Below are 18,618 nucleotides of genomic sequence, written 5' to 3'. Positions count from 1 at the left end.
GGGCAGGCGTTTACGTTTGATAAACGGCTTCTTTTTCCGCAACTCTTTCCGCTTCCGCTTTCATTAAATAGGAAGTAAACTCCTTTTGAAAGCGAATGCCTACTTTTCGCTGTTCGAATAAGGCAAGCCGTTTTTCTGCAAAAGCCCAGGTTACGTGAAATGTTTGAGCAATATGCGAAATAGCTTGCTGCCGAAGGTTTGGAAGCTTCATTTGCAGGAGCAAAAAGGTCGGAACACAAAAGTGATACATGAATTGTTTTGCCTGAAACTCTTGCAGTTCTCGAAAGAGCTTGTGCATCTTGAAATGATTGCCTGCGTGTTTCAGCACATGACAGAGCTCGTGGGCAAAATCCTGCCACTGTTCTTCTGGTGATAGGGATCTGTTTAAAATAATACTGTAAAGACCTTGATGTTTGATCATCATGCTGCCGGTATCCTCGTAATGGACCCATACATGAAATTCAGAAGCGATCCTTTGCATATCCAAATAAGCAGGACCGCTTATTTGTAGTTGAGTGTATAACCGTTTAATATCTTCTTCTAAATGGGTTAAAAAATAAGTCATTTAAAAACCTCCACGCAAACGTATGTTCTATTTTTGACGTAAAAGAAAAGTCCATATAGGACTAAATGGCTAATAAAGCTATCGCTTACTTTTTATATCGGCTTATATTTAACAATTTTAACATAAAATCAAAGAAAAATGGAATTATTTCCTGTGTTTTTCGTCGTTTTTTCATTTTCCACTATTAAAAATGGAAGATTGAATTCAAATTTTACCATAGTGTTATGACTAAAACAAACAAAATTTGTCTTACGAATGCCACCGATTGATGAGAAAGATCAATTCAATCTAGCAAAAGGGAGTGCAGAACATGGTACAAATTTATCAAGATTTTATTCCAGTAGGAAACGGAAATCGGCCAGGATACGCTATGACACCGTTGTATGTGACTGTTCATAACACAGCGAATACGTCAAAGGGAGCTGATGCGAAAAGTCATGCGGCATACGTCAAACGCCCAACAACAGAGGTGAGCTGGCACTTTACAGTGGATGATCGTGAAATTTTTCAGCATCTGCCTTTAAATGAAAATGGCTGGCATGCAGGGGATGGTCATGGGAATGGTAACCGGAAATCAATCGGAATTGAAATTTGTGAAAATGAAGATGGGAACTTTCAGCAGGCTGTCAAACATGCTCAATGGCTCATTCAAAAGCTATTAAAAGAACATGACATTCCATTAGCAAATGTGGTTACACATCAGCATTGGTCTGGAAAAGCATGTCCACGCCTGCTGCTATCTACATGGGGTGAATTTAAAAAAGGAATTGAAACTGCAGGTGATCCGGAGACGGTCATCACGTATGTGGTCAAAAGCGGGGATACGTTAACAAGTATTGCCAAAGCCCATGGCGTCACGGTGAGTGATTTACAGAAATGGAATGACATTAGCGATCCGAACAAGATTCAAATTGGACAGGTTCTTAAAATTTATCGAAATGATGGAAAGGTGATGTATGAGCTGCCGGATGGGACTTTAAAGGTGACATCTCCTTTGACAAAGGGGGAGCACGTACGCCTCGTCCAAAAAGCACTTGCTGCTGTTTATTTTTATCCTGATAAAACGGCTGTAGATAAAGGAGTCGACGGGATTTATGGGGAAAAAACGGCCAATGCTGTAGCGCGTTTTCAGCTGATGAATGGTCTGACAAGTGATGGGGTATACGGACCTAAAACGAAGGAAAAGCTGCTTGAGCTATTAAATAAGTGAGTTTTTCTGTTTGTATGAATGAATGACAGCTTCACTTTTTTCATTTAATCGTCGGACATAAGGGGACGGCTGAAATTCAGCAAATTGAACATATCTCAATTGTTTGATTTTCTTTTTCATTTTGGCACCTCAATGGTTACAGCATATGGTTTTATTGTATGCGAATCGATGTAAAAAAGGAATCAGGACGCGGGTTTAGTTCCGCGTCCTTTATTGTGATCAAGCTTTTTTATTTTTATACTCATCCAGAAGCTGTTCATTTTTTTTGAAAATACGCTCTGTATGGGGGCTTACTTTGTAATCGGCCATACTAATATGGCGTTTCTTCTTTAAAATCTTAAAAGGGTTTTTCTTGCGATTGTTGTTATCCCCTTGAAGTGCGTGGTCCATCTTCATCACCTTCCTCTTCGTCAGGCAAGATTAGGTCATAAATTGTTGTAAGTGAAGTCATTAATAAATAATCGAACTCAGTGACAATCTCATCAGAGGTCAGCTTAATGACAAAGTGTGCATCTGCTACTGAAAACGGAATGAGCACCAATTTGCCGAAATCATCGTAATATACTTCCTGCCTGTCAAGCTTTGCCTGAATGAGAGCACGCTGGTCAAGTGTTCGCAGCAAGTCATCTTTTTGTTCCTGCGTATCATATGGACACAGAACCGCTTGAATATTCATTTTTTCTGCAAAAGAATAAATCAGCCGTTCAATTCCCTCTATATATGCCTCTATACTTCCATAATATACATGGATCGGTTCGTTTTTCAATAGGTATTGGTACGTTTTTAGTTTATTGAGGTAAGAATGAAGTAGATCGTTGTTTTGTTCAAGGAGTTGATGGGTGTCGGTTTCCAGCTCATGATTCCCAAGTCTTTTAATATAGGAGCTGAGAAAAATGAAAGCATCGGTTAATGCAAAAAAAACGGCAATGATGAAGTAGTGCATCCAATCGGTGAAGATGGAAGAGGGGTCATTTGTCCAGTAAACAACAGCACCAGCTACATAAATCCAATACCACGTTTTACGAATGGCAAACATTTTTTCTTTTACTTTTTGTTCAAAGCGCCATACAGCAAATACATACACTGCAAGTGCACCTAACAATAACCATACAGTCAATTGAAAAAATAATAGCATGTTCTTCTCTCCCATAGACAGATGAATACTTGTTTACTTCTATGGGTATGATTGGAAACCCTGCTTCATGAAAAAAACTGCCAGTAAGAACAGACAGTTTGAGTGTGAAGGCAAAACCCTTTGTCTACATAAAAAAAAGACCTGTAAGACAGGCCTTTTACATTAGAGAAACGTGTTTAGCAAAAAGTATATGAGAGCACCTAGAGTTCCTGAAATTGGTAATGTGATGACCCAAGTGACAAGCATACGTTTTGCCGTACCCCAGTTCACACCTTTGACTCTGTGCGCAGAACCTACGCCTAGAATAGAAGATGAAATAACGTGTGTGGTACTAACAGGTAAGTGGATAAACGTTGCACCGAAAATAATGGCTGCACCAGTTAAATCGGCAGATACTCCGTTTACTGGACGAATTTTCATGATTTTACCGCCGACTGTTTTAATAATCTTCCAGCCACCAATAGAAGTACCAAGTCCCATTGCAAGCGCACAAGAGAATTGTACCCAGAATGGAATGTCGTCTGTTGTATGCAAATTACCTGCAATTAAAGCCATCGTAATAATTCCCATCGCTTTTTGCGCATCGTTCGTTCCATGGGTATACGATTGCAGTGCGGCAGTTAAAATTTGAACACGTCGGAATTGTTTATTTGTTTTTGCGAGATTGTTGTCTCTGAATATAATTTTAATAATGGTGTACACGATATATCCCAACACGAAAGCTAGGATAGGTGAAAGCAAAAGGGCTTGAATGATTTTAATGAATCCCGAATAGTTTAAAGCGCCAAAACCGGCAGAGGCAATAACAGCTCCTGCAATTGATCCAATCAGTGCATGTGAAGAACTACTCGGAATCCCGTAATACCAAGTAAGCAAGTTCCAAGTAATAGCTGCAATTAAAGCAGCCAAAATGACAACAGAACCGTTTTGAAGTGTAAATGGATCTGCGATGTCTTTTGTAATGGACTTTGCTACACCTGTAAATGTCATTGCTCCTAAGAAATTCATAAACGCTGCCATAATGATAGCATGTCTTGGTTTTAACGCTTTTGTTGAAACTGAAGTAGCAATGGCATTTGCTGTATCGTGGAATCCGTTAATGAAATCAAAAGCAAGTGCACAAATGACAATAAATATGGTAAGGATGAGTAATGTATCCATATTTAACTAACCCCGTTACGCATTCTTCATAATGATTGTTTCTAGATTGTTGGCAACACCTTGACAGGAATCAGCGATTTCTTCAAGTGTTTCGTAAATTTCTTTGTATTGAATGACCTTGATTGGATCAGTTTCTTTTCCAAACAAGTTCTTTAGCGATTTACGATAAAGATTGTCACAATTATGCTCGATCTCTTTGATTTTGATTGCGTGTGGTTGAATATCTTTTAAGCGATTTTCAGCCAGTAAATCAATTGTAATCATAATTTCTTTTGCGCATTCTCTGATGTAGTGGCTGAATTTGTCGATATGTTCGTCAGAGCTTGTCATTGAATAAATTTCCATTGTTGCTGAAAAATGCTCAATTCCATCTAAAACATCGTCGAGGCTATTCGTCAATTGAAGAATGTCTTCACGCTCAATCGGTGTAATAAAGGCTTTGTTCAGCTCTTTAATCATGGTATGAACATGATGATCACCTTTTGTCTCATATTCCTTCAATGTGTCAGAAAATTCTTTCAGAGTGGTTTGATTTGTTACTTTATAGCTAACAAAATACTCAGCAGTTTCATCTAAATTTTTAGCAATTTCCGTTAACAAGACGGAAAACTTGTCTTTTTTCCTTTTTAACATGTAAAAACCCTCCATTGTATAAATGAGACAATGCACACATCAAATAATTATATATTCTTTTGTCGAAAAAAAACAGGTGTAGTCGAAAATTTCTTCACTTTTTCTATTTGATCTTATTCTGACCTAAAGATGTGATCTCAACACACCTTTTTCAGAAAGGGAAAAGGAAACGGAAAAAGCGGGCCGTTTTTGGCGCCGCTTAAAGGTTAAGAAGCTGAATGAATCAGTTTAAAACGTTCACAAACAAGAAGCATGTCTTCTTTGAAGTCTAATTCGTATGGCTTGAGTGCTTCTGTGAAGAATTCTTTATGAACTCTATACCAATAGTCATATGATAGATCGCCTTCACCTTCAGCTTGTGCAAAGGATTCAGGGACTTCATTCATTGGCATCACATCTACATGCGTAATCTCAATGATGGCTTTAGGTTCTTCCTGGCTGTCCAAAATGACTGCATATTGTCCGGCTTTTGGAAGCGGCTCCTGTTCTTTTTCATAAAACAGGTGTCCAGAACAAGTGGCGGTTTTTTTCCCTTGCTTTACAAGATTAAGCAAATGATCTGGATCTGATCCGAATGCCCACGCCGAAACAAACGCGTCATCAGGTGCTTTTTCTGATTTCTCTTTCCAATACGTTTCCCAAAACATTTTGCTTTTGTGGTTCACCATTTTTCCCCCTTTGTGTTTATTATACCCTTAAGGCAAATACGTGAAAATATTATGTCTTTATCCCTACTTTTATTGTGTGTCATATGTTTTGAAAAAACGTGTTTCGTTTGATTTATGTAGGATGATAGAATGAAAATTTTTGAAATTTTAGAATAATCTATTGTATTCTGGTCAAGAAGTAGGTAATGTCAAAGTAAGAATATGGAAGGGGTGTTGTTTATGAAACGCATTTCTCTAACTGTTTTGTCCATATGTCTGTTTGTTTTCTCGTTTTTCCTACCTGTCAGTCAAGTCACTGCAAATGAAACACATGGGAATAAAGTAGCTGTTGGCAAAGATGGCATGGTGGCCACAGCTCATCCACTGGCATCAGAAGTTGGTGCTGATGTATTGAAAAAAGGTGGAAACGCAGTTGATGCTGCTGTTGCCATCCATTACGCACTGAATGTGACAGAGCCAATGATGTCTGGAATCGGCGGCGGAGGATTTATGATGGTTTATGATGGGAAGACAAAAGAAACTTCCATCATCAATAGTAGAGAGCGGGCACCTCAGGGCGCAACACCTGACATGTTTTTAACTGATGAGGGTAAAGTCATCCCATTCGCTGAGAGATCCACACATGGTAATGCAGTTGGTGTTCCCGGGACAGTAAAAGGTCTTGAGGCAGCATTAGATAAGTGGGGGACTCGTTCTATGAAGGAATTGATTAAACCTTCTATTCAACTGGCAGAGGATGGATTTCAAATTGATTCGGTCCTTGCAAAAGCCATTGAAGATCATCAAGAAAAATTGAAAAAAACGGCTGCAGCGCCAATTTTTCTTCCAGATGATCAACCGCTCAAAGAAGGAGATCTGCTTGTTCAGCCAGGTCTTGCAAAAACATTTAAACTGATTGCGAAAAAAGGAAGTAAGGCGTTTTATGAAGGAAAAGTAGCGAAGGCACTCGCAAATACGGTCCAAGATTTTGGTGGTACGATGACAACAGATGACATTAGTCATTATGAAGTCAAGACTGACAAGCCAATCTGGGGAGACTATAAAGGGTACCAGCTTGCAAGTATGCCTCCACCAAGCTCGGGCGGGGTGTTTATGCTACAAATCCTTAAAATACTTGACCACTTTAACCTATCTCAATATGACCCCAAATCGTTCGAAAAATATCAGCTACTTGCTGAAACAATGCATCTCTCCTATGCTGACCGAGCCGCATATGCCGGCGACCCCGAATTCGTAGATGTTCCACTAAAAGGACTATTAGACGATGATTACATTTCAGAAAGAGCCTCTCTCATTCAATTAGATCAAATGATTCAAAACCCGAAAGAAGGAGATCCATGGGCATATGAGGATGAAAAAAATCCATCCCCAATTGTTCCTCAGCCAGAAGATAAAACCATTGGTGAGACCACCCATTTTACTGTTGCAGATCAGTGGGGAAATGTTGTGTCATTTACAACAACCATTGAACAGTTATTTGGTACAGGGATTCTTGTCCCCGAGTATGGTTTTTTCTTAAATAATGAACTCACGGATTTTGATGCAAGGCCTGGCGGCGCAAATGAAGTGCAGCCAAATAAACGTCCATTATCAAGTATGACGCCAACGATTATTTTTAAAGATGGAGAGCCTGTCATGACCGTTGGGTCACCTGGAGGAACCACGATTATTGCTTCTGTTTCACAGACGATCCTGAATTTGCTTGAATTTGACATGGAGCTTCAGGATGCGGTCGAAGAACCAAGGATTTATACAAACAGTTTAACTTCTTACCGCTATGAAGTAGGTGTCCCCCTCGATGTGAGGACAAAGTTAAATGATATGGGGCACCGTTTTGGCAGTTCGCCTATTGATATAGGAAACGTGCAAGCTCTTCTAATTGATCGAAAAGCAGGGACATTTACTGGAGTAGCTGATTCAACTAGAAATGGAACCGCTGTTGGTGTCAATTTAAAGCTATCTGCAAATCAATAACATTTCCCGGGAAAAGAAGCGTCTCTTGAAGATGACGTTTCTTTTTTTGTCTAAACAAAAAGAAAAACATAGTTGACACCTGTGAATAGTTTGAATAATATATAGACTAACATCAATCATATATAGCTGATCGGACAACCGAAGGCTCTTGGCATTTGAAGTACAGGACTGTATGTATTTCAATGGCTAAGGGCCTTTTTTGCGTATGAAACGGCAAGGTTGGTGTCACTATTATTTGAGAACAGGGGAGCGGGATAACGTGAAAAAGTGGAAATGGGTCTCGATCGTGACCACCATATTGATCTTGACTGTGACGAGTGTTGCATGCTCAAACGCAAACGAAGCCTCAAATCAAAAAGGTAAGGTTGAGCTGTTAAATGTTTCGTATGATCCTACACGTGAATTGTATCAGGATTACAATCAAGCCTTTCAGACTTACTGGAAAGACAAAACCGGTGACGATGTGACCATTCAGCAGTCTCACGGAGGATCGGGAAAACAGGGGAGATCGATTATTGATGGACTCGAGGCAGATGTGGCAACACTTGCGCTTGGATATGACATTGATGCGATTGCAGATCGTGGACTTCTTTCAAAGGATTGGCAAAAGGAATTTCCCAACGAGTCAACTCCCTATACGTCTACTATTGTGTTTCTTGTGAAGAAAGGAAATCCCAAAAATATTAAAGACTGGGATGACTTGATTCAACCAGGCGTGTCTATCATTACGCCGAATCCAAAGACGTCCGGCGGTGCAAGGTGGAATTACTTAGCCGCATGGGCATATGCCGATAAAACATTTCATGGCGATGAAGAAAAAACAAAGGATTTTGTCAAAAAGCTATATGAACATGTCGAGGTCCTTGATTCAGGCGCCCGTGGAGCCACAACTACCTTTGTCGAACGCGGTCTTGGTGATGTGTTAATTGCATGGGAAAATGAAGCCTATTTGACACTGCATGAATTAGGCAAAGACAAATTTGAAATTGTCAGCCCATCCATAAGTATTCTAGCAGAGCCACCCGTTGCCGTTGTCGATCAAAATGTGAAGCGTAAAGGAACGGAGAAAGTGGCAAAGGCTTATCTAGATTATTTGTATTCTAAAAAAGGGCAGGAAATTGCGGCGAAAAACTATTATCGGCCTAGAAATCAAGAAGTGTTAAACAAATATAAAGACCAGTTTAAAAAAATTGATATGGTGACAATTGATCAGGCATTTGGCGGATGGCGACAGGCACAAAAAAGATTTTTTGATGATGGTGGATTATTTGATCAAATTTATAGCGGACAAAAATAGGGGGCGACGTGATGAGGAAAGCACATGCTGCCACCAATAAAAGAAAAAATGTATTGCCTGGATTTGGGCTGAGCCTTGGGGTGACGCTCGTTTATGTGAGTGCGATTGTGGTGATTCCTTTATCTATGGTATTGATCTGGACGGCTTCATTAGGAGTAGAAGGCATTTGGAAGGTCTTTAGCGATGCAAGAGTATTGAAGTCGTTGCAGCTAACTGTGACGACTTCCTTTGCAGCCGCACTCATCAATGCGGGATTTGGTGTATTGATCGCCTGGGTTCTCACCAGGTACTCTTTTCCTGGAAAGAAAATCTTGGATGCTCTCATAGACTTGCCATTTGCTCTCCCAACGGCTGTTGCAGGTATTGCTCTCACAACCCTTTATTCTCCGAATGGTTGGATTGGTCAATTTTTGCATGTAAAGGTGGCTTACACACCGTTAGGGATTATTTTGGCACTTATTTTTATCGGCATTCCATTTGTCATTAGAACGGTTCAGCCGGTGATAGAAGGACTGCAGCATGAAGTGGAAGAGGCTGCGGCGATCCTTGGTGCAACAAGAAGCCAGACCTTTTTTCATGTGCTGCTACCCGCCATGTTTCCAGCGATTATAACAGGCTTTTCTCTTGCGTTTGCAAGAGCACTGGGTGAATATGGCTCCGTTGTGTTTATTGCTGGAAATATTCCGTTTAAAACAGAAATTACACCGCTGATGATCATGTCAAAGCTTGAACAGTATGATTATCATGGTGCAGCAGCAATTGCGTGCTTGATGCTGCTCCTTTCGTTTTTCATCCTGATATTGATTCACGGGATTCAGTGGTATGTTGAGCGGAAAAAACAAGTGGACGTGAGGTGAAACAATTGGAGAGAGAGCTTAGTCATCAGCATCACACCAAATTTAAAAGTCCTGTGACGGAATCAAAGACGGTAAAGATCATTTTTATTACCATTGTGTATACCTTTTTGATTTTGTTTTTACTCATGCCGCTGATTGCCGTGTTTTCAAAGGCATTTGAGAAAGGGTGGAGTTCTTATCTTCTGGCTGTTTCACATCCAGATACACTTGCGGCAATCAAATTGACCGTCTTCATTGTGATCATCACACTGCCGCTTCAAATCATCTTTGGAGTCAGCGCTGCATGGCTCTTCACAAAATTTAATTTCCGCGGAAAACGTTTGTTAACGACTGTGATTGACCTCCCGTTTGCAGTTTCACCTGTGATAGCTGGACTTGTATTTGTTCTTTTATTTGGCTCAAACGGACTTTTAGGTCCATGGCTTTTAGCAAATGGATGGAAAGTCATTTATTCTGTACCAGGCATGATCCTCGCGACCATATTTGTCACATTTCCGTTTATTGCAAGAGAGTTAATCCCGTTTATGCAAAATGAAGGCATTCATGAGGAGGAAGCATCGCTCACGCTTGGTGCAAATGGGTGGAAGACTTTTTTTCTCGTGACACTGCCAAATATCAAATGGGCACTTTTTTACGGCGTCATTTTAGCAGGGGCAAGGGCGATTGGTGAATTTGGTGCAGTGTCGGTTGTATCAGGTCATATTCGCGGTATGACCAATACGATGCCGCTTCATATTGAAATCTTATACAATGAGTACCAATTCCAAGCTGCTTTTGCCGTGGCTTCTCTCATGGCGTTTGTTGCGGTCATTACATTAATGATCAAGCAAATCATTCAACAGATGGATCATCGGCTTGGCAAGCGTTCAAAATAAATGGAGGGATCAGCCTTGGGCATTACAGCGAAACAAATATCAAAACAATTTGGGCAGACAAAGGTGTTGCAAAACGTGGATTTGTCTATTGGAAATGGTGAATTGATATCTTTACTAGGACCATCTGGCTCTGGAAAGACGACTTTATTGAGAATTATTGCAGGACTTGACTATGCAAATAACGGGCAGATTTTATTTGGAGATCAGGATTATACTCATATTCCTGTGCGAAAGCGGCAGATCGGTTTTGTGTTCCAGCAATATGCACTTTTTCAAAATATGACAGTATTTGATAACGTTGCGTATGGCCTGAGGGTAAAACCAAAGCGGGAACGACTGTCAAAAGAGTCTATCAAAGAACGTGTGCATGAGCTGTTAGAAGTCGTTCAGTTAACGCAGTATGAGCAGCGTTATCCAGAGCAGCTGTCAGGTGGACAAAAGCAGCGTGTAGCGCTAGCGCGCGCACTTGCGGTCAAACCGAAGGCGCTCCTATTAGATGAACCTTTTGGCGCTCTAGATACGAAGGTGAGGAAAGAATTAAGACATTGGCTCAAAAAAGTCCATCGAGAATTTCAGATGACAACCATCTTTGTGACACATGATCAAGAAGAGGCGTTCGATATTGCTGATCGTGTCGTGGTCATGAATGAAGGCAGAATCGAAAAGATCGGGACAAAGCAAGAAATGGCGGAGCAAACAGACAATCTATTTGTATCCGAATTTTTAGATATAGGAAGCTATATTTAATAAGAGGTGTAGGAGGTTCAAAGGGAAGGGTGCAGCATTCGCTGCATCTTTTTTTATAAAAATTTTCCTAGGAACATTGACTTATAATTTCGAATATTATAATATCTTTACAAAGGTAACAACATTGAACATTTTTAAGGGTGAGTATTTGTGAGCGCTTTATAAAAGGTTCTACTCTAAAATGTTCTTTCTTTTTATTACATGTGTTCATGTTTATACCAAATGAAAGAGGTGGTTGTTTGAACAACTTGTTTGAATTAGATAAGGAGCTAATTAAGCTGCAGTACGAAGCATCTTCGAGAGAGGAGGTGACGGCATATTTAGCAGAACGGTTAGAAGCTGGAGGATATATTAAATCGAGCTTTCTACCAGCAGTGCTTGAAAGAGAAAAAACATATCCCACAGGCCTGCCTCTGGCGACCTTTGGAGTGGCAATTCCGCATACAGATCCTGAACATGTGAACAAACCGGCGATCAGTGTAGCGACATTAAAGGAACCTGTCATTTTTCATAAGATGGGAAGCCCTGATGAAACAGTGCAAGCCAAAATTGTGTTCGTCCTTGCAATCTCTGAACCTAGTAAGCAGCTTGTGATGTTAGAAAAGCTCATGACGCTTTTTAGAAAAGAAGACGTGATGAATAAGTTATCTCACATGACATCGTATGAAGAAGCTGTGGATGTCCTTCAACAAGAATTAAACCAATAGTCTTTCGTGAAATAATGTAAGCGCTTTATCTGAAAAAATCAGGAGGTGGATGTATGATCAAGCAAGCCGTCGATTTTATATTAGACCTTGGGCCAACTATTATGCTCCCGATTATTATGACGATTTTCGGTATGGTTTTAAGGCAAGGCTTTAAGAAATCCTTCCGGGCCGGTATCACAATCGGAATTGGCTTTGTCGGTGTCAACCTTGTCATTAATTTGCTTGTGAGCGGTCTTGGACCAGCAGCAAAAGCCATGGTCAATTCCCTTGGGTTAAAGCTCGATATTTTGGATGTCGGCTGGCCGATTGGAGCCGCAATTTCGTTTGGTACACCTGTTGCCCCTTTGATGATTCCTCTTGTGCTATTGTTAAATGTCATCTTGTTGTCCGTTAACTTTACGAAAACACTGAATGTGGATATTTGGAATTTCTGGCATTTGATTTTTGCGGCCTCTGTTACTTACTACGCTTATCATAATATGTTCTTGGCCCTTGCAGTTGGCTTGATCGTCTCTGCAATTACGCTTAAATTAGCCGATTGGACGGCACCAACAATTGAACACCATTTCGGATTAAAAGGCGTATCGATGGCTCATGCTGAAACGGTCAACTTCGCGCCGCTCATGTATGCGTCAAACCGTATCATTGATAAAATCCCTGGTTTAAACAAAATTCATGCTGATCCAGAAACATTGAAGAAACGTTTTGGCATTTTTGGCGAACCGCTCGTGATGGGTCTCATACTTGGTATCATTATTGGTCTTCTTGGCGGCTATGATGCGAAAGGCGTCATGACTCTTGGCATTCAAATGGCAGCAGTTCTTGTGTTAATGCCAAGAATGGTTGCTTTGTTAATGGAAGGACTTATTCCAATCTCTGAGGGCGCTCGATCTTATATTCAAAAGCGTTTCCCTGGAAAAAATGTCTATATTGGCTTAGATACAGCGATTGTAATCGGTCATCCGGCGAATATGGCCGTAGCCCTTTTGATGGTGCCGATTACGATTTTGCTCGCTGTTGTTCTTCCTTACAATGGCATGCTGCCATTTGCGGATTTATCGGTTCTGCCATTTACGGTTGTATGGGCAGTTGCAGCCGCTCGTGGAAATATTATTCGCGGCCTCATTAACAGTATTTTTACATTAATGATTGTCTTCTTCATCGCAACGAATCTCGCACCACTTGCGACAACAATGGGGAAAGCAGTAGGCTTTGATTTCCCAGAAGGGGCAAACATGATTTCTGGTATTGATCTAGGTTCTCACGTCATTCCTTGGATCATGGTGAGACTTCTTGATCCGAGCAACCCGTACTTTATTGCAGCGATTGTGTGTGCCCTGGCTTATGCGCTTCTATGGTACTGGGTGCGAAATGATATTAAAAAGCAGTATGCAAAAGAAATGGGCTTAGATCAGAAAGACCAATAAACAAGCTGGAGGGATTCTTATGGCAAAGAAAATATTGGTATCGTGCGGAACAGCAGTTGCAACATCAACGGTTGTTGCAAAAAAGGTAGAAGAGACATTAAAGGAAAAAGGATACGATGTCGTGGTTGAACAATGTAAGGCTTCTGAGGTACCGCAAAAGGCGGAGGGCGCCGATTTAATTGTAACGACAACGCCTGTAAGTGATACAAAAGGGACTCCTGTGATTCAAACATTATCTTTTTTAACTGGATTTGGCATTGAAGATGATATTGAGAAAATCATTGATCATATTAAGTAAACGATGTTTGCATGGAGGAGCTTTTGTAGCTCCTTCCATGTCACCTGAAAGGAGGGAGTCTCATGCAGCAGCATGCTTATAGCCGAACGTCTGCGGTGTTTTCTATTTTTCTTCCGGCCCTGCTCATCTGTCTGTTTTTTCTCTGGTCTCTTTATACCTTAATGTCGGCAGGACCTGAACCGTTAGCTGTGTTAGGTGTTTATACGCTGCCTATTCTGATGCTTTCTAGCTTCACGGGGCTGAATCAGCCGACGAACGTCATCATTAGTCGAGATGAGCTGAAGATAGGTGCTTTTGGCAGATGGCACACATATTCTGTATCCGATATCAAAGGAAAACTGTTTTTAAAGCCATATCCCCATATCGGAAAAGTATATGTCAGAGTGGGACAGGCGCGAATATTCGGGGGACGTTACTGGATATCAAGTGAGATGAGTGAATACAAACAGCTTGTTCAAACTTTACAGGGTCTTGCGAAATGTGATGAAAAGGAGGATGCAGCTACATGAAATCAGCTGTCTTTTATTCTTCAGAGGACATTCGTTATGAGGAGAGGGAGCGGCCTGCGATTGGTGATGATGAAGTTCTTTTAAGGATGCGTGCCTGCGGCTTATGCGGGACGGATATTTACAAAGCAACACATGAGACGGTACCTCCTGGGACGGTGCTCGGACATGAAATTGCCGGTGATATTGTCGAGACCGGCAGTCAAGTGACACATGTCCAAACGGGAGATAGGGTATATGTAGCACATCATGTTCCTTGTTTCACCTGTGACTTTTGTCAAAGAGGTTTTTATACAATGTGTCCGCAGTTTTCAGCCACAAATGTAGATCCAGGCGGTTTTTCAGAATATATCCGTGTTCCTGCTTTACACGTAAAGCACACTATGGGTAAGCTCCCGCATGGCGTCTCATATGAGCAAGGGGCCATGGTCGAACCAGTTGCCTGCTGCCTGCATGGGTTTGAACGAGCGCCTGTTCATCCTGGAGATTCTGTACTGATCCTTGGGGCGGGACAAATTGGCTGTATTCAATTACAGCTCGCCAAATATTATTTAGCTGGAAAAGTGATGATAACGGATGTGAATCAGAACCGGCTGCTTCAAGCGAGAAATTTAGGTGCAGATGTCGCTTTCCATCCAGCAGCTGAGCCAGTGGAAAAACGGGTCATGAAAGAAACAGATGGAAAAGGGGCAGATCTCGTCATTATTTCTGTTGGGAGCAGTGCACTTTTAAAAGAGGCGTTTCAAGCAGTAGCTAGAGGCGGGACGATTTTGGTATTTGCGCACTTTCCTAAAGGAGATGTCGCCATTCCGGCTGAGCGATTTTTCCATGACGAAGTGAAAGTAGTGGGGGCCTATTCTTCGCATCCGTATCATTATGATGAAGCGCTTCAGCTTCTGAAGGCGAAGGTGGTTCACACAGAAAAGATGGTGACGCATCGTTATCCTTTAAGTCAGCTGCTTCAGGCGATAGAATGCGCGAGGCATCCTGAAGGTGAGAGCGTCAAAATCATGATGTATCCAGATGAATGAGAACGTATGAGATTGAAAGAGAAAGAGAAGTTCTTTGGAAAAGGGCTTTGCCTTTCTCTTTTTTTCTGATAAAAGATGAAAACGCTTAAAAATCAAACAGAAATGCTTGACTTCAATGAGACTTAAACGTATGATAATTACAAATGTAACACATAAGAACAAATGTAAAGGGGAGAGAAGAAATGCAAAAACAAATCACTTTGCCTGAACAAATTAGTCATGAGAAATTAGCAGATTTATATAAACAAATGTGGTTAGTGCGATATTTTGATGAAAAGGTCGATCAATTCTTTGCAAAAGGACTCATTCATGGAACGACTCATTTATGTGTTGGACAGGAAGCGTCAGCTGTTGGTTCTATTGCCGTGTTAAAGGATGAAGATAAGATCATCAGCACACACCGTGGACATGGACATTGTATTGCAAAAGGCGCAGAGGTCAATAAAATGATGGCTGAACTGTTTGGACGTGAAACCGGCTATTGCAAAGGAAAAGGCGGCTCGATGCATATTGCCGACTTAGAAAAAGGGAATCTTGGAGCAAATGGAATCGTTGGTGGCGGTATCCCGCTTGCAACAGGCGCAGCGCTGACATCTAAAATGAAGCAGGAAGGCTATGTTGTCCTTTGTTTCTTCGGAGATGGTGCAACAAATGAAGGCAGCTTCCATGAAGCGTTAAACCTTGCATCCATTTGGGATTTACCTGTTGTGTTTATTTGTGAAAACAACCAATACGGCATGTCTGGTCCTGTGAAAGAAATGATCAACATTGAAGACATTTCAACAAGAGCAAAGAGCTACGGGATGCCAGGAAAAACTGTTGATGGAAATGACATGGTCGAGATCATGAACACAGTAGATGAAGCGGTCAGCCGAGCAAGAGATGGAGAAGGTCCGTCACTCATTGAAATGAAAACGTATCGCTGGAAGGGCCACTCAAAGAGTGATGCGAAAAAATACCGTACACGTGAAGAAGAAACGGAATGGAGACAAAAAGACGGAATCAAACGCTTTAAGTCACTCTTAATTGATCTAAATGTTTTGACAGAGGAGCAGGCAGCAAGCTTGCAGGAAGAAGCGAAACAGGAGATCGAAGCATCTGTCGAATTTGCTAAAAACAGTAAAGAACCGTCAATTGACACATTATTAGAGGATGTATACGCCTAATTAGGAGGGGAATCACGTGACAAAAACAACAGTGAGAGAGATTTCATATTTAGAAGCCGTTCGAGAGGCTATGAGTCAGGAAATGAGAGAAAACCAAGATGTCTTCATTTTAGGTGAAGATATCGGCGTATATGGAGGCGCTTTTGGGGTCACGCGCGGCATGATTGAAGAATTCGGTCCAGAGCGCGTACGCAATACACCGATCTCAGAGGCTGCCATCGCAGGAGGCGCAGTCGGAGCGGCTTTGACAGGCATGCGTCCAATTTTAGAACTTCAATTCTCTGACTTTATCACCATCGCTATGGATCAGCTTGTCAACCAAGCGGCCAAAACACGTTACATGTTTGGCGGAAAAGGAAAGGTGCCGCTTGTTGTGAGAACACCAGCAGGCTCTGGAACGGGTGCCGCAGCGCAGCACTCACAAAGCCTAGAAGCGTGGATGGCTCATATCCCGGGACTAAAGGTAGTTCAGCCTTCAACAGCTTATGATGCAAAAGGACTTTTAAAGGCAGCAATGGATGATGACAACCCTGTCATTTTCTACGAGCACAAGCTTTTATATAAAACAATCGGTGAAGTGCCAGAAGAGCAGTATTCGATTCCTCTAGGGAAAGCGGATGTGAAAAGAAGCGGGAAGGACGTCACGATTGTAGCAACAGCTATTATGGTGCATAAAGCATTAGAAGCGGCGAAGGAATTAGAAGCAGAAGGAATCGATGTCGAAATTATTGATCCAAGAACACTCGTACCTTTAGATGAAGAAACCATTATCGAATCTGTGAAGAAAACGGGTAAATGTATCGTCGTTCATGAAGCAGTAAAACGAGGCGGCTACGGCGGAGAGATTGCGAGTATGATAGCGGAAAGTGAAGCCTTTGACTACTTAGATGCTCCTATTAAACGACTTGGCGGTCTTGCGGTACCAATACCTTATAACCCAACGCTCGAAAAAGCGGTCATTCCACAAGTGCCAGATATTATTGAAGCAGCAAAAGAGCTTGTGCGCTCTTAAATAAAGGGGAGAAGATCATGCCAAAAGAGATATTTATGCCGAAGCTAAGCAGTACGATGGAGATCGGTACCTTGCTTCAATGGTTGAAAGAAGAAGGAGATTCGGTTGAAATCGGTGAGCCTCTTTTTGAAATTATGACAGACAAGATCAATATCGAGGTGGAAGCCTATGATGATGGCATTTTTCTGAAGAAATACTATGAAGCCGATGATCAAATTCCTGTCAATGCTGTCATTGGCTATATTGGAGAGGCAAATGAACAGGTGCCAAGCGAGCCGCCTGCACAAGCAGATGAAGATTCTTCGGGCAGCGGTGAATCATCAGTAGAATCTGCTTCATCTGGTTCTACTGAAGCTGAAGCCGAAACAAACTCTGATGAAAAAGTACGTGCCACGCCTGCGGCGAGAAAAACGGCAAAGGATCACCATGTGCCGATTCACGAGGTATCTGGCACAGGACCAAAAGGTAGAATTCAAAAGCGGGATGTCGAAGCAGTCGTCAATACTGATGAGCAAGATCAGCGCGTGTCACCGCTTGCAGAAAAAGTCGCTGCGCGTGAAGGAATCGATTTAGCGGCAGTTGCTGGATCTGGCGCTCACGGAAAAATCATGAAGAGTGATGTGAAAGCAGCAGCTGTACAAAAGGCAGACTCTGCTCCAGTGAAAACACAAAAACTAGCTGGCATGAGAAAAGTGATCGCTGATCGCATGTCACAAAGTGCCTTTACAGCACCGCACGTGACATTAACAAGTGAAATCGATATGACAAAAGCGAAAGAAGTGCGTAAGCAGCTGTTACCGGCGATCGAAAAAGAGACAGGCTACAGATTATCGTTTACAGAAATCATCATTCATGCAGTCAGCAATGTCCTTACGCGCCACCCGCAAATCAATATGACGTTTGAACAAAATGAGCTCCATTTCCATGACAATGTGCACATTGGTCTCGCTGTTGCTGTGAAAGACGGCTTAATGGTTCCAGTCATTTCTCATGCGAACGAAAAAGGATTAAAACAGCTGACAAAAGAGGCAAAAGAAATTGGCCGAAACGCACGTGACCAAAAACTGCTCCCAGACCAGCTGAAAGGGTCGACATTTACCATTAGTAACTTAGGTATGTATGCCATTGATACCTTTACCCCAATTATTAATCAGCCAGAAGTGGCGATCTTAGGTGTTGGGCGCATTCAAGAAAAACCTGTTGTGATAGATGGAGAAATTCAGGTGCGGCCAATGATGGGAGTCAGTTTATCGTTTGATCACCGAGTCGTAGATGGCGCACCAGCGGCTGCCTTTTTAACAGACCTTAAAAAAGTGCTTGAACAACCATTTGAATTGCTAATGTAGGAG

At 41.7% G+C, this 18,618-nt stretch carries 21 protein-coding genes; 14 read left to right on the top strand and 7 right to left on the bottom strand.

Annotated features, from left to right (window positions below; genetic code table 11):
• Window positions 1–10 precede the first annotated feature (10 nt).
• Entirely contained in the window at window positions 11–565 is a 555-nt protein-coding gene (locus tag C6W18_RS11785) for an ImmA/IrrE family metallo-endopeptidase (protein WP_034322325.1), read from the bottom strand.
• A gap of 310 nt (window positions 566–875) precedes the next feature.
• Between C6W18_RS11785 and C6W18_RS11780 the strand changes: the two genes are divergently transcribed.
• Window positions 876–1,775: an N-acetylmuramoyl-L-alanine amidase gene (locus C6W18_RS11780; RefSeq protein ID WP_034322323.1), complete on the top strand. Its 900-nt coding sequence runs from the start codon at window positions 876–878 to the stop codon at window positions 1,773–1,775.
• On the opposite strand, the gene C6W18_RS20460 is transcribed toward C6W18_RS11780, so the two are convergent.
• The 6 genes from C6W18_RS20460 to C6W18_RS11755 all read right to left on the bottom strand — a co-directional run bounded on the left by C6W18_RS20460 (window position 1,764) and on the right by C6W18_RS11755 (window position 5,369).
• Complete coding sequence (locus C6W18_RS20460) at window positions 1,764–1,895, bottom strand: hypothetical protein (protein ID WP_262982641.1); 132 nt, start codon at window positions 1,893–1,895, stop codon at window positions 1,764–1,766. The genes C6W18_RS11780 and C6W18_RS20460 overlap by 12 nt on opposite strands.
• Window positions 1,896–1,994: 99 nt before the next feature.
• Entirely contained in the window at window positions 1,995–2,165 is a 171-nt protein-coding gene (locus C6W18_RS11775; RefSeq protein ID WP_008358858.1) for a type II toxin-antitoxin system SpoIISB family antitoxin, read from the bottom strand.
• Window positions 2,140–2,910, bottom strand: a complete 771-nt coding sequence (locus C6W18_RS11770) for a type II toxin-antitoxin system SpoIISA family toxin (protein ID WP_105927662.1) — start codon at window positions 2,908–2,910, stop codon at window positions 2,140–2,142. Before C6W18_RS11770 ends, C6W18_RS11775 begins: the two co-directional genes overlap by 26 nt.
• Window positions 2,911–3,072: 162 nt before the next feature.
• Window positions 3,073–4,071: an inorganic phosphate transporter gene (locus tag C6W18_RS11765; protein WP_034322317.1), complete on the bottom strand. Its 999-nt coding sequence runs from the start codon at window positions 4,069–4,071 to the stop codon at window positions 3,073–3,075.
• A gap of 15 nt (window positions 4,072–4,086) precedes the next feature.
• Complete coding sequence (locus C6W18_RS11760; RefSeq protein ID WP_105927661.1) at window positions 4,087–4,704, bottom strand: DUF47 domain-containing protein; 618 nt, start codon at window positions 4,702–4,704, stop codon at window positions 4,087–4,089.
• 206 nt (window positions 4,705–4,910) lie between these two features.
• Window positions 4,911–5,369, bottom strand: a complete 459-nt coding sequence (locus C6W18_RS11755; RefSeq protein WP_105927898.1) for an ASCH domain-containing protein — start codon at window positions 5,367–5,369, stop codon at window positions 4,911–4,913.
• 222 nt (window positions 5,370–5,591) lie between these two features.
• Here C6W18_RS11755 and ggt point away from each other — a divergent pair, with 222 nt between their 5' ends.
• The 13 genes from ggt to C6W18_RS11690 all read left to right on the top strand — a co-directional run bounded on the left by ggt (window position 5,592) and on the right by C6W18_RS11690 (window position 18,615).
• A complete protein-coding gene (gene ggt / locus C6W18_RS11750; RefSeq protein WP_105927660.1) occupies window positions 5,592–7,346 on the top strand; it encodes a gamma-glutamyltransferase in 1,755 nt (584 codons plus the stop codon).
• Window positions 7,347–7,605: 259 nt separating this feature from the next.
• Window positions 7,606–8,643 (top strand): sulfate ABC transporter substrate-binding protein, encoded by a 1,038-nt coding sequence (locus tag C6W18_RS11745; protein WP_034322308.1) that lies wholly within the window; start codon window positions 7,606–7,608, stop codon window positions 8,641–8,643.
• A gap of 11 nt (window positions 8,644–8,654) precedes the next feature.
• On the top strand, window positions 8,655–9,500 hold the full coding sequence (gene cysT / locus C6W18_RS11740; protein WP_034322306.1) for a sulfate ABC transporter permease subunit CysT: 846 nt from the start codon (window positions 8,655–8,657) through the stop codon (window positions 9,498–9,500).
• 5 nt (window positions 9,501–9,505) lie between these two features.
• Entirely contained in the window at window positions 9,506–10,375 is an 870-nt protein-coding gene (cysW, locus tag C6W18_RS11735; RefSeq protein ID WP_105927897.1) for a sulfate ABC transporter permease subunit CysW, read from the top strand.
• 15 nt (window positions 10,376–10,390) lie between these two features.
• Window positions 10,391–11,122: a sulfate/molybdate ABC transporter ATP-binding protein gene (locus C6W18_RS11730; RefSeq protein WP_189318082.1), complete on the top strand. Its 732-nt coding sequence runs from the start codon at window positions 10,391–10,393 to the stop codon at window positions 11,120–11,122.
• A gap of 239 nt (window positions 11,123–11,361) precedes the next feature.
• Complete coding sequence (locus tag C6W18_RS11725) at window positions 11,362–11,829, top strand: PTS sugar transporter subunit IIA (RefSeq protein WP_105927658.1); 468 nt, start codon at window positions 11,362–11,364, stop codon at window positions 11,827–11,829.
• Window positions 11,830–11,882: 53 nt separating this feature from the next.
• Window positions 11,883–13,256 carry a PTS galactitol transporter subunit IIC gene (locus C6W18_RS11720; protein ID WP_034322301.1) on the top strand — a complete coding sequence of 458 codons (1,374 nt, stop codon included), beginning with the start codon at window positions 11,883–11,885 and terminating at the stop codon, window positions 13,254–13,256.
• Window positions 13,257–13,275: 19 nt separating this feature from the next.
• Window positions 13,276–13,554, top strand: a complete 279-nt coding sequence (locus C6W18_RS11715) for a PTS sugar transporter subunit IIB (RefSeq protein WP_003212259.1) — start codon at window positions 13,276–13,278, stop codon at window positions 13,552–13,554.
• Window positions 13,555–13,616: 62 nt separating this feature from the next.
• The gene (locus tag C6W18_RS11710) at window positions 13,617–14,063 is read left to right on the top strand and encodes a hypothetical protein (RefSeq protein WP_105927657.1); all 447 of its coding nucleotides are present in this window, start codon (window positions 13,617–13,619) and stop codon (window positions 14,061–14,063) included.
• Window positions 14,060–15,091, top strand: coding sequence for an alcohol dehydrogenase catalytic domain-containing protein (locus C6W18_RS11705; RefSeq protein WP_105927656.1), 1,032 nt, complete (start codon window positions 14,060–14,062; stop codon window positions 15,089–15,091). Before C6W18_RS11710 ends, C6W18_RS11705 begins: the two co-directional genes overlap by 4 nt.
• Before the next feature lie 182 nt (window positions 15,092–15,273).
• On the top strand, window positions 15,274–16,257 hold the full coding sequence (gene pdhA / locus C6W18_RS11700; RefSeq protein ID WP_105927655.1) for a pyruvate dehydrogenase (acetyl-transferring) E1 component subunit alpha: 984 nt from the start codon (window positions 15,274–15,276) through the stop codon (window positions 16,255–16,257).
• Between the two features lie 31 nt (window positions 16,258–16,288).
• Window positions 16,289–17,269, top strand: a complete 981-nt coding sequence (locus C6W18_RS11695; protein ID WP_034281944.1) for an alpha-ketoacid dehydrogenase subunit beta — start codon at window positions 16,289–16,291, stop codon at window positions 17,267–17,269.
• A 17-nt stretch (window positions 17,270–17,286) separates the two neighbouring features.
• The gene (locus C6W18_RS11690; protein WP_105927654.1) at window positions 17,287–18,615 is read left to right on the top strand and encodes a dihydrolipoamide acetyltransferase family protein; all 1,329 of its coding nucleotides are present in this window, start codon (window positions 17,287–17,289) and stop codon (window positions 18,613–18,615) included.
• The last annotated feature ends 3 nt before the right edge of the window (window positions 18,616–18,618 follow it).

It is taken from the genome of Bacillus sp. LLTC93 (assembly GCF_002993125.1).
GTDB classification, from domain to species: domain Bacteria; phylum Bacillota; class Bacilli; order Bacillales; family Bacillaceae; genus Bacillus; species Bacillus zhangzhouensis.
This window is presented reverse-complemented; position numbering and strand designations above follow the sequence as displayed.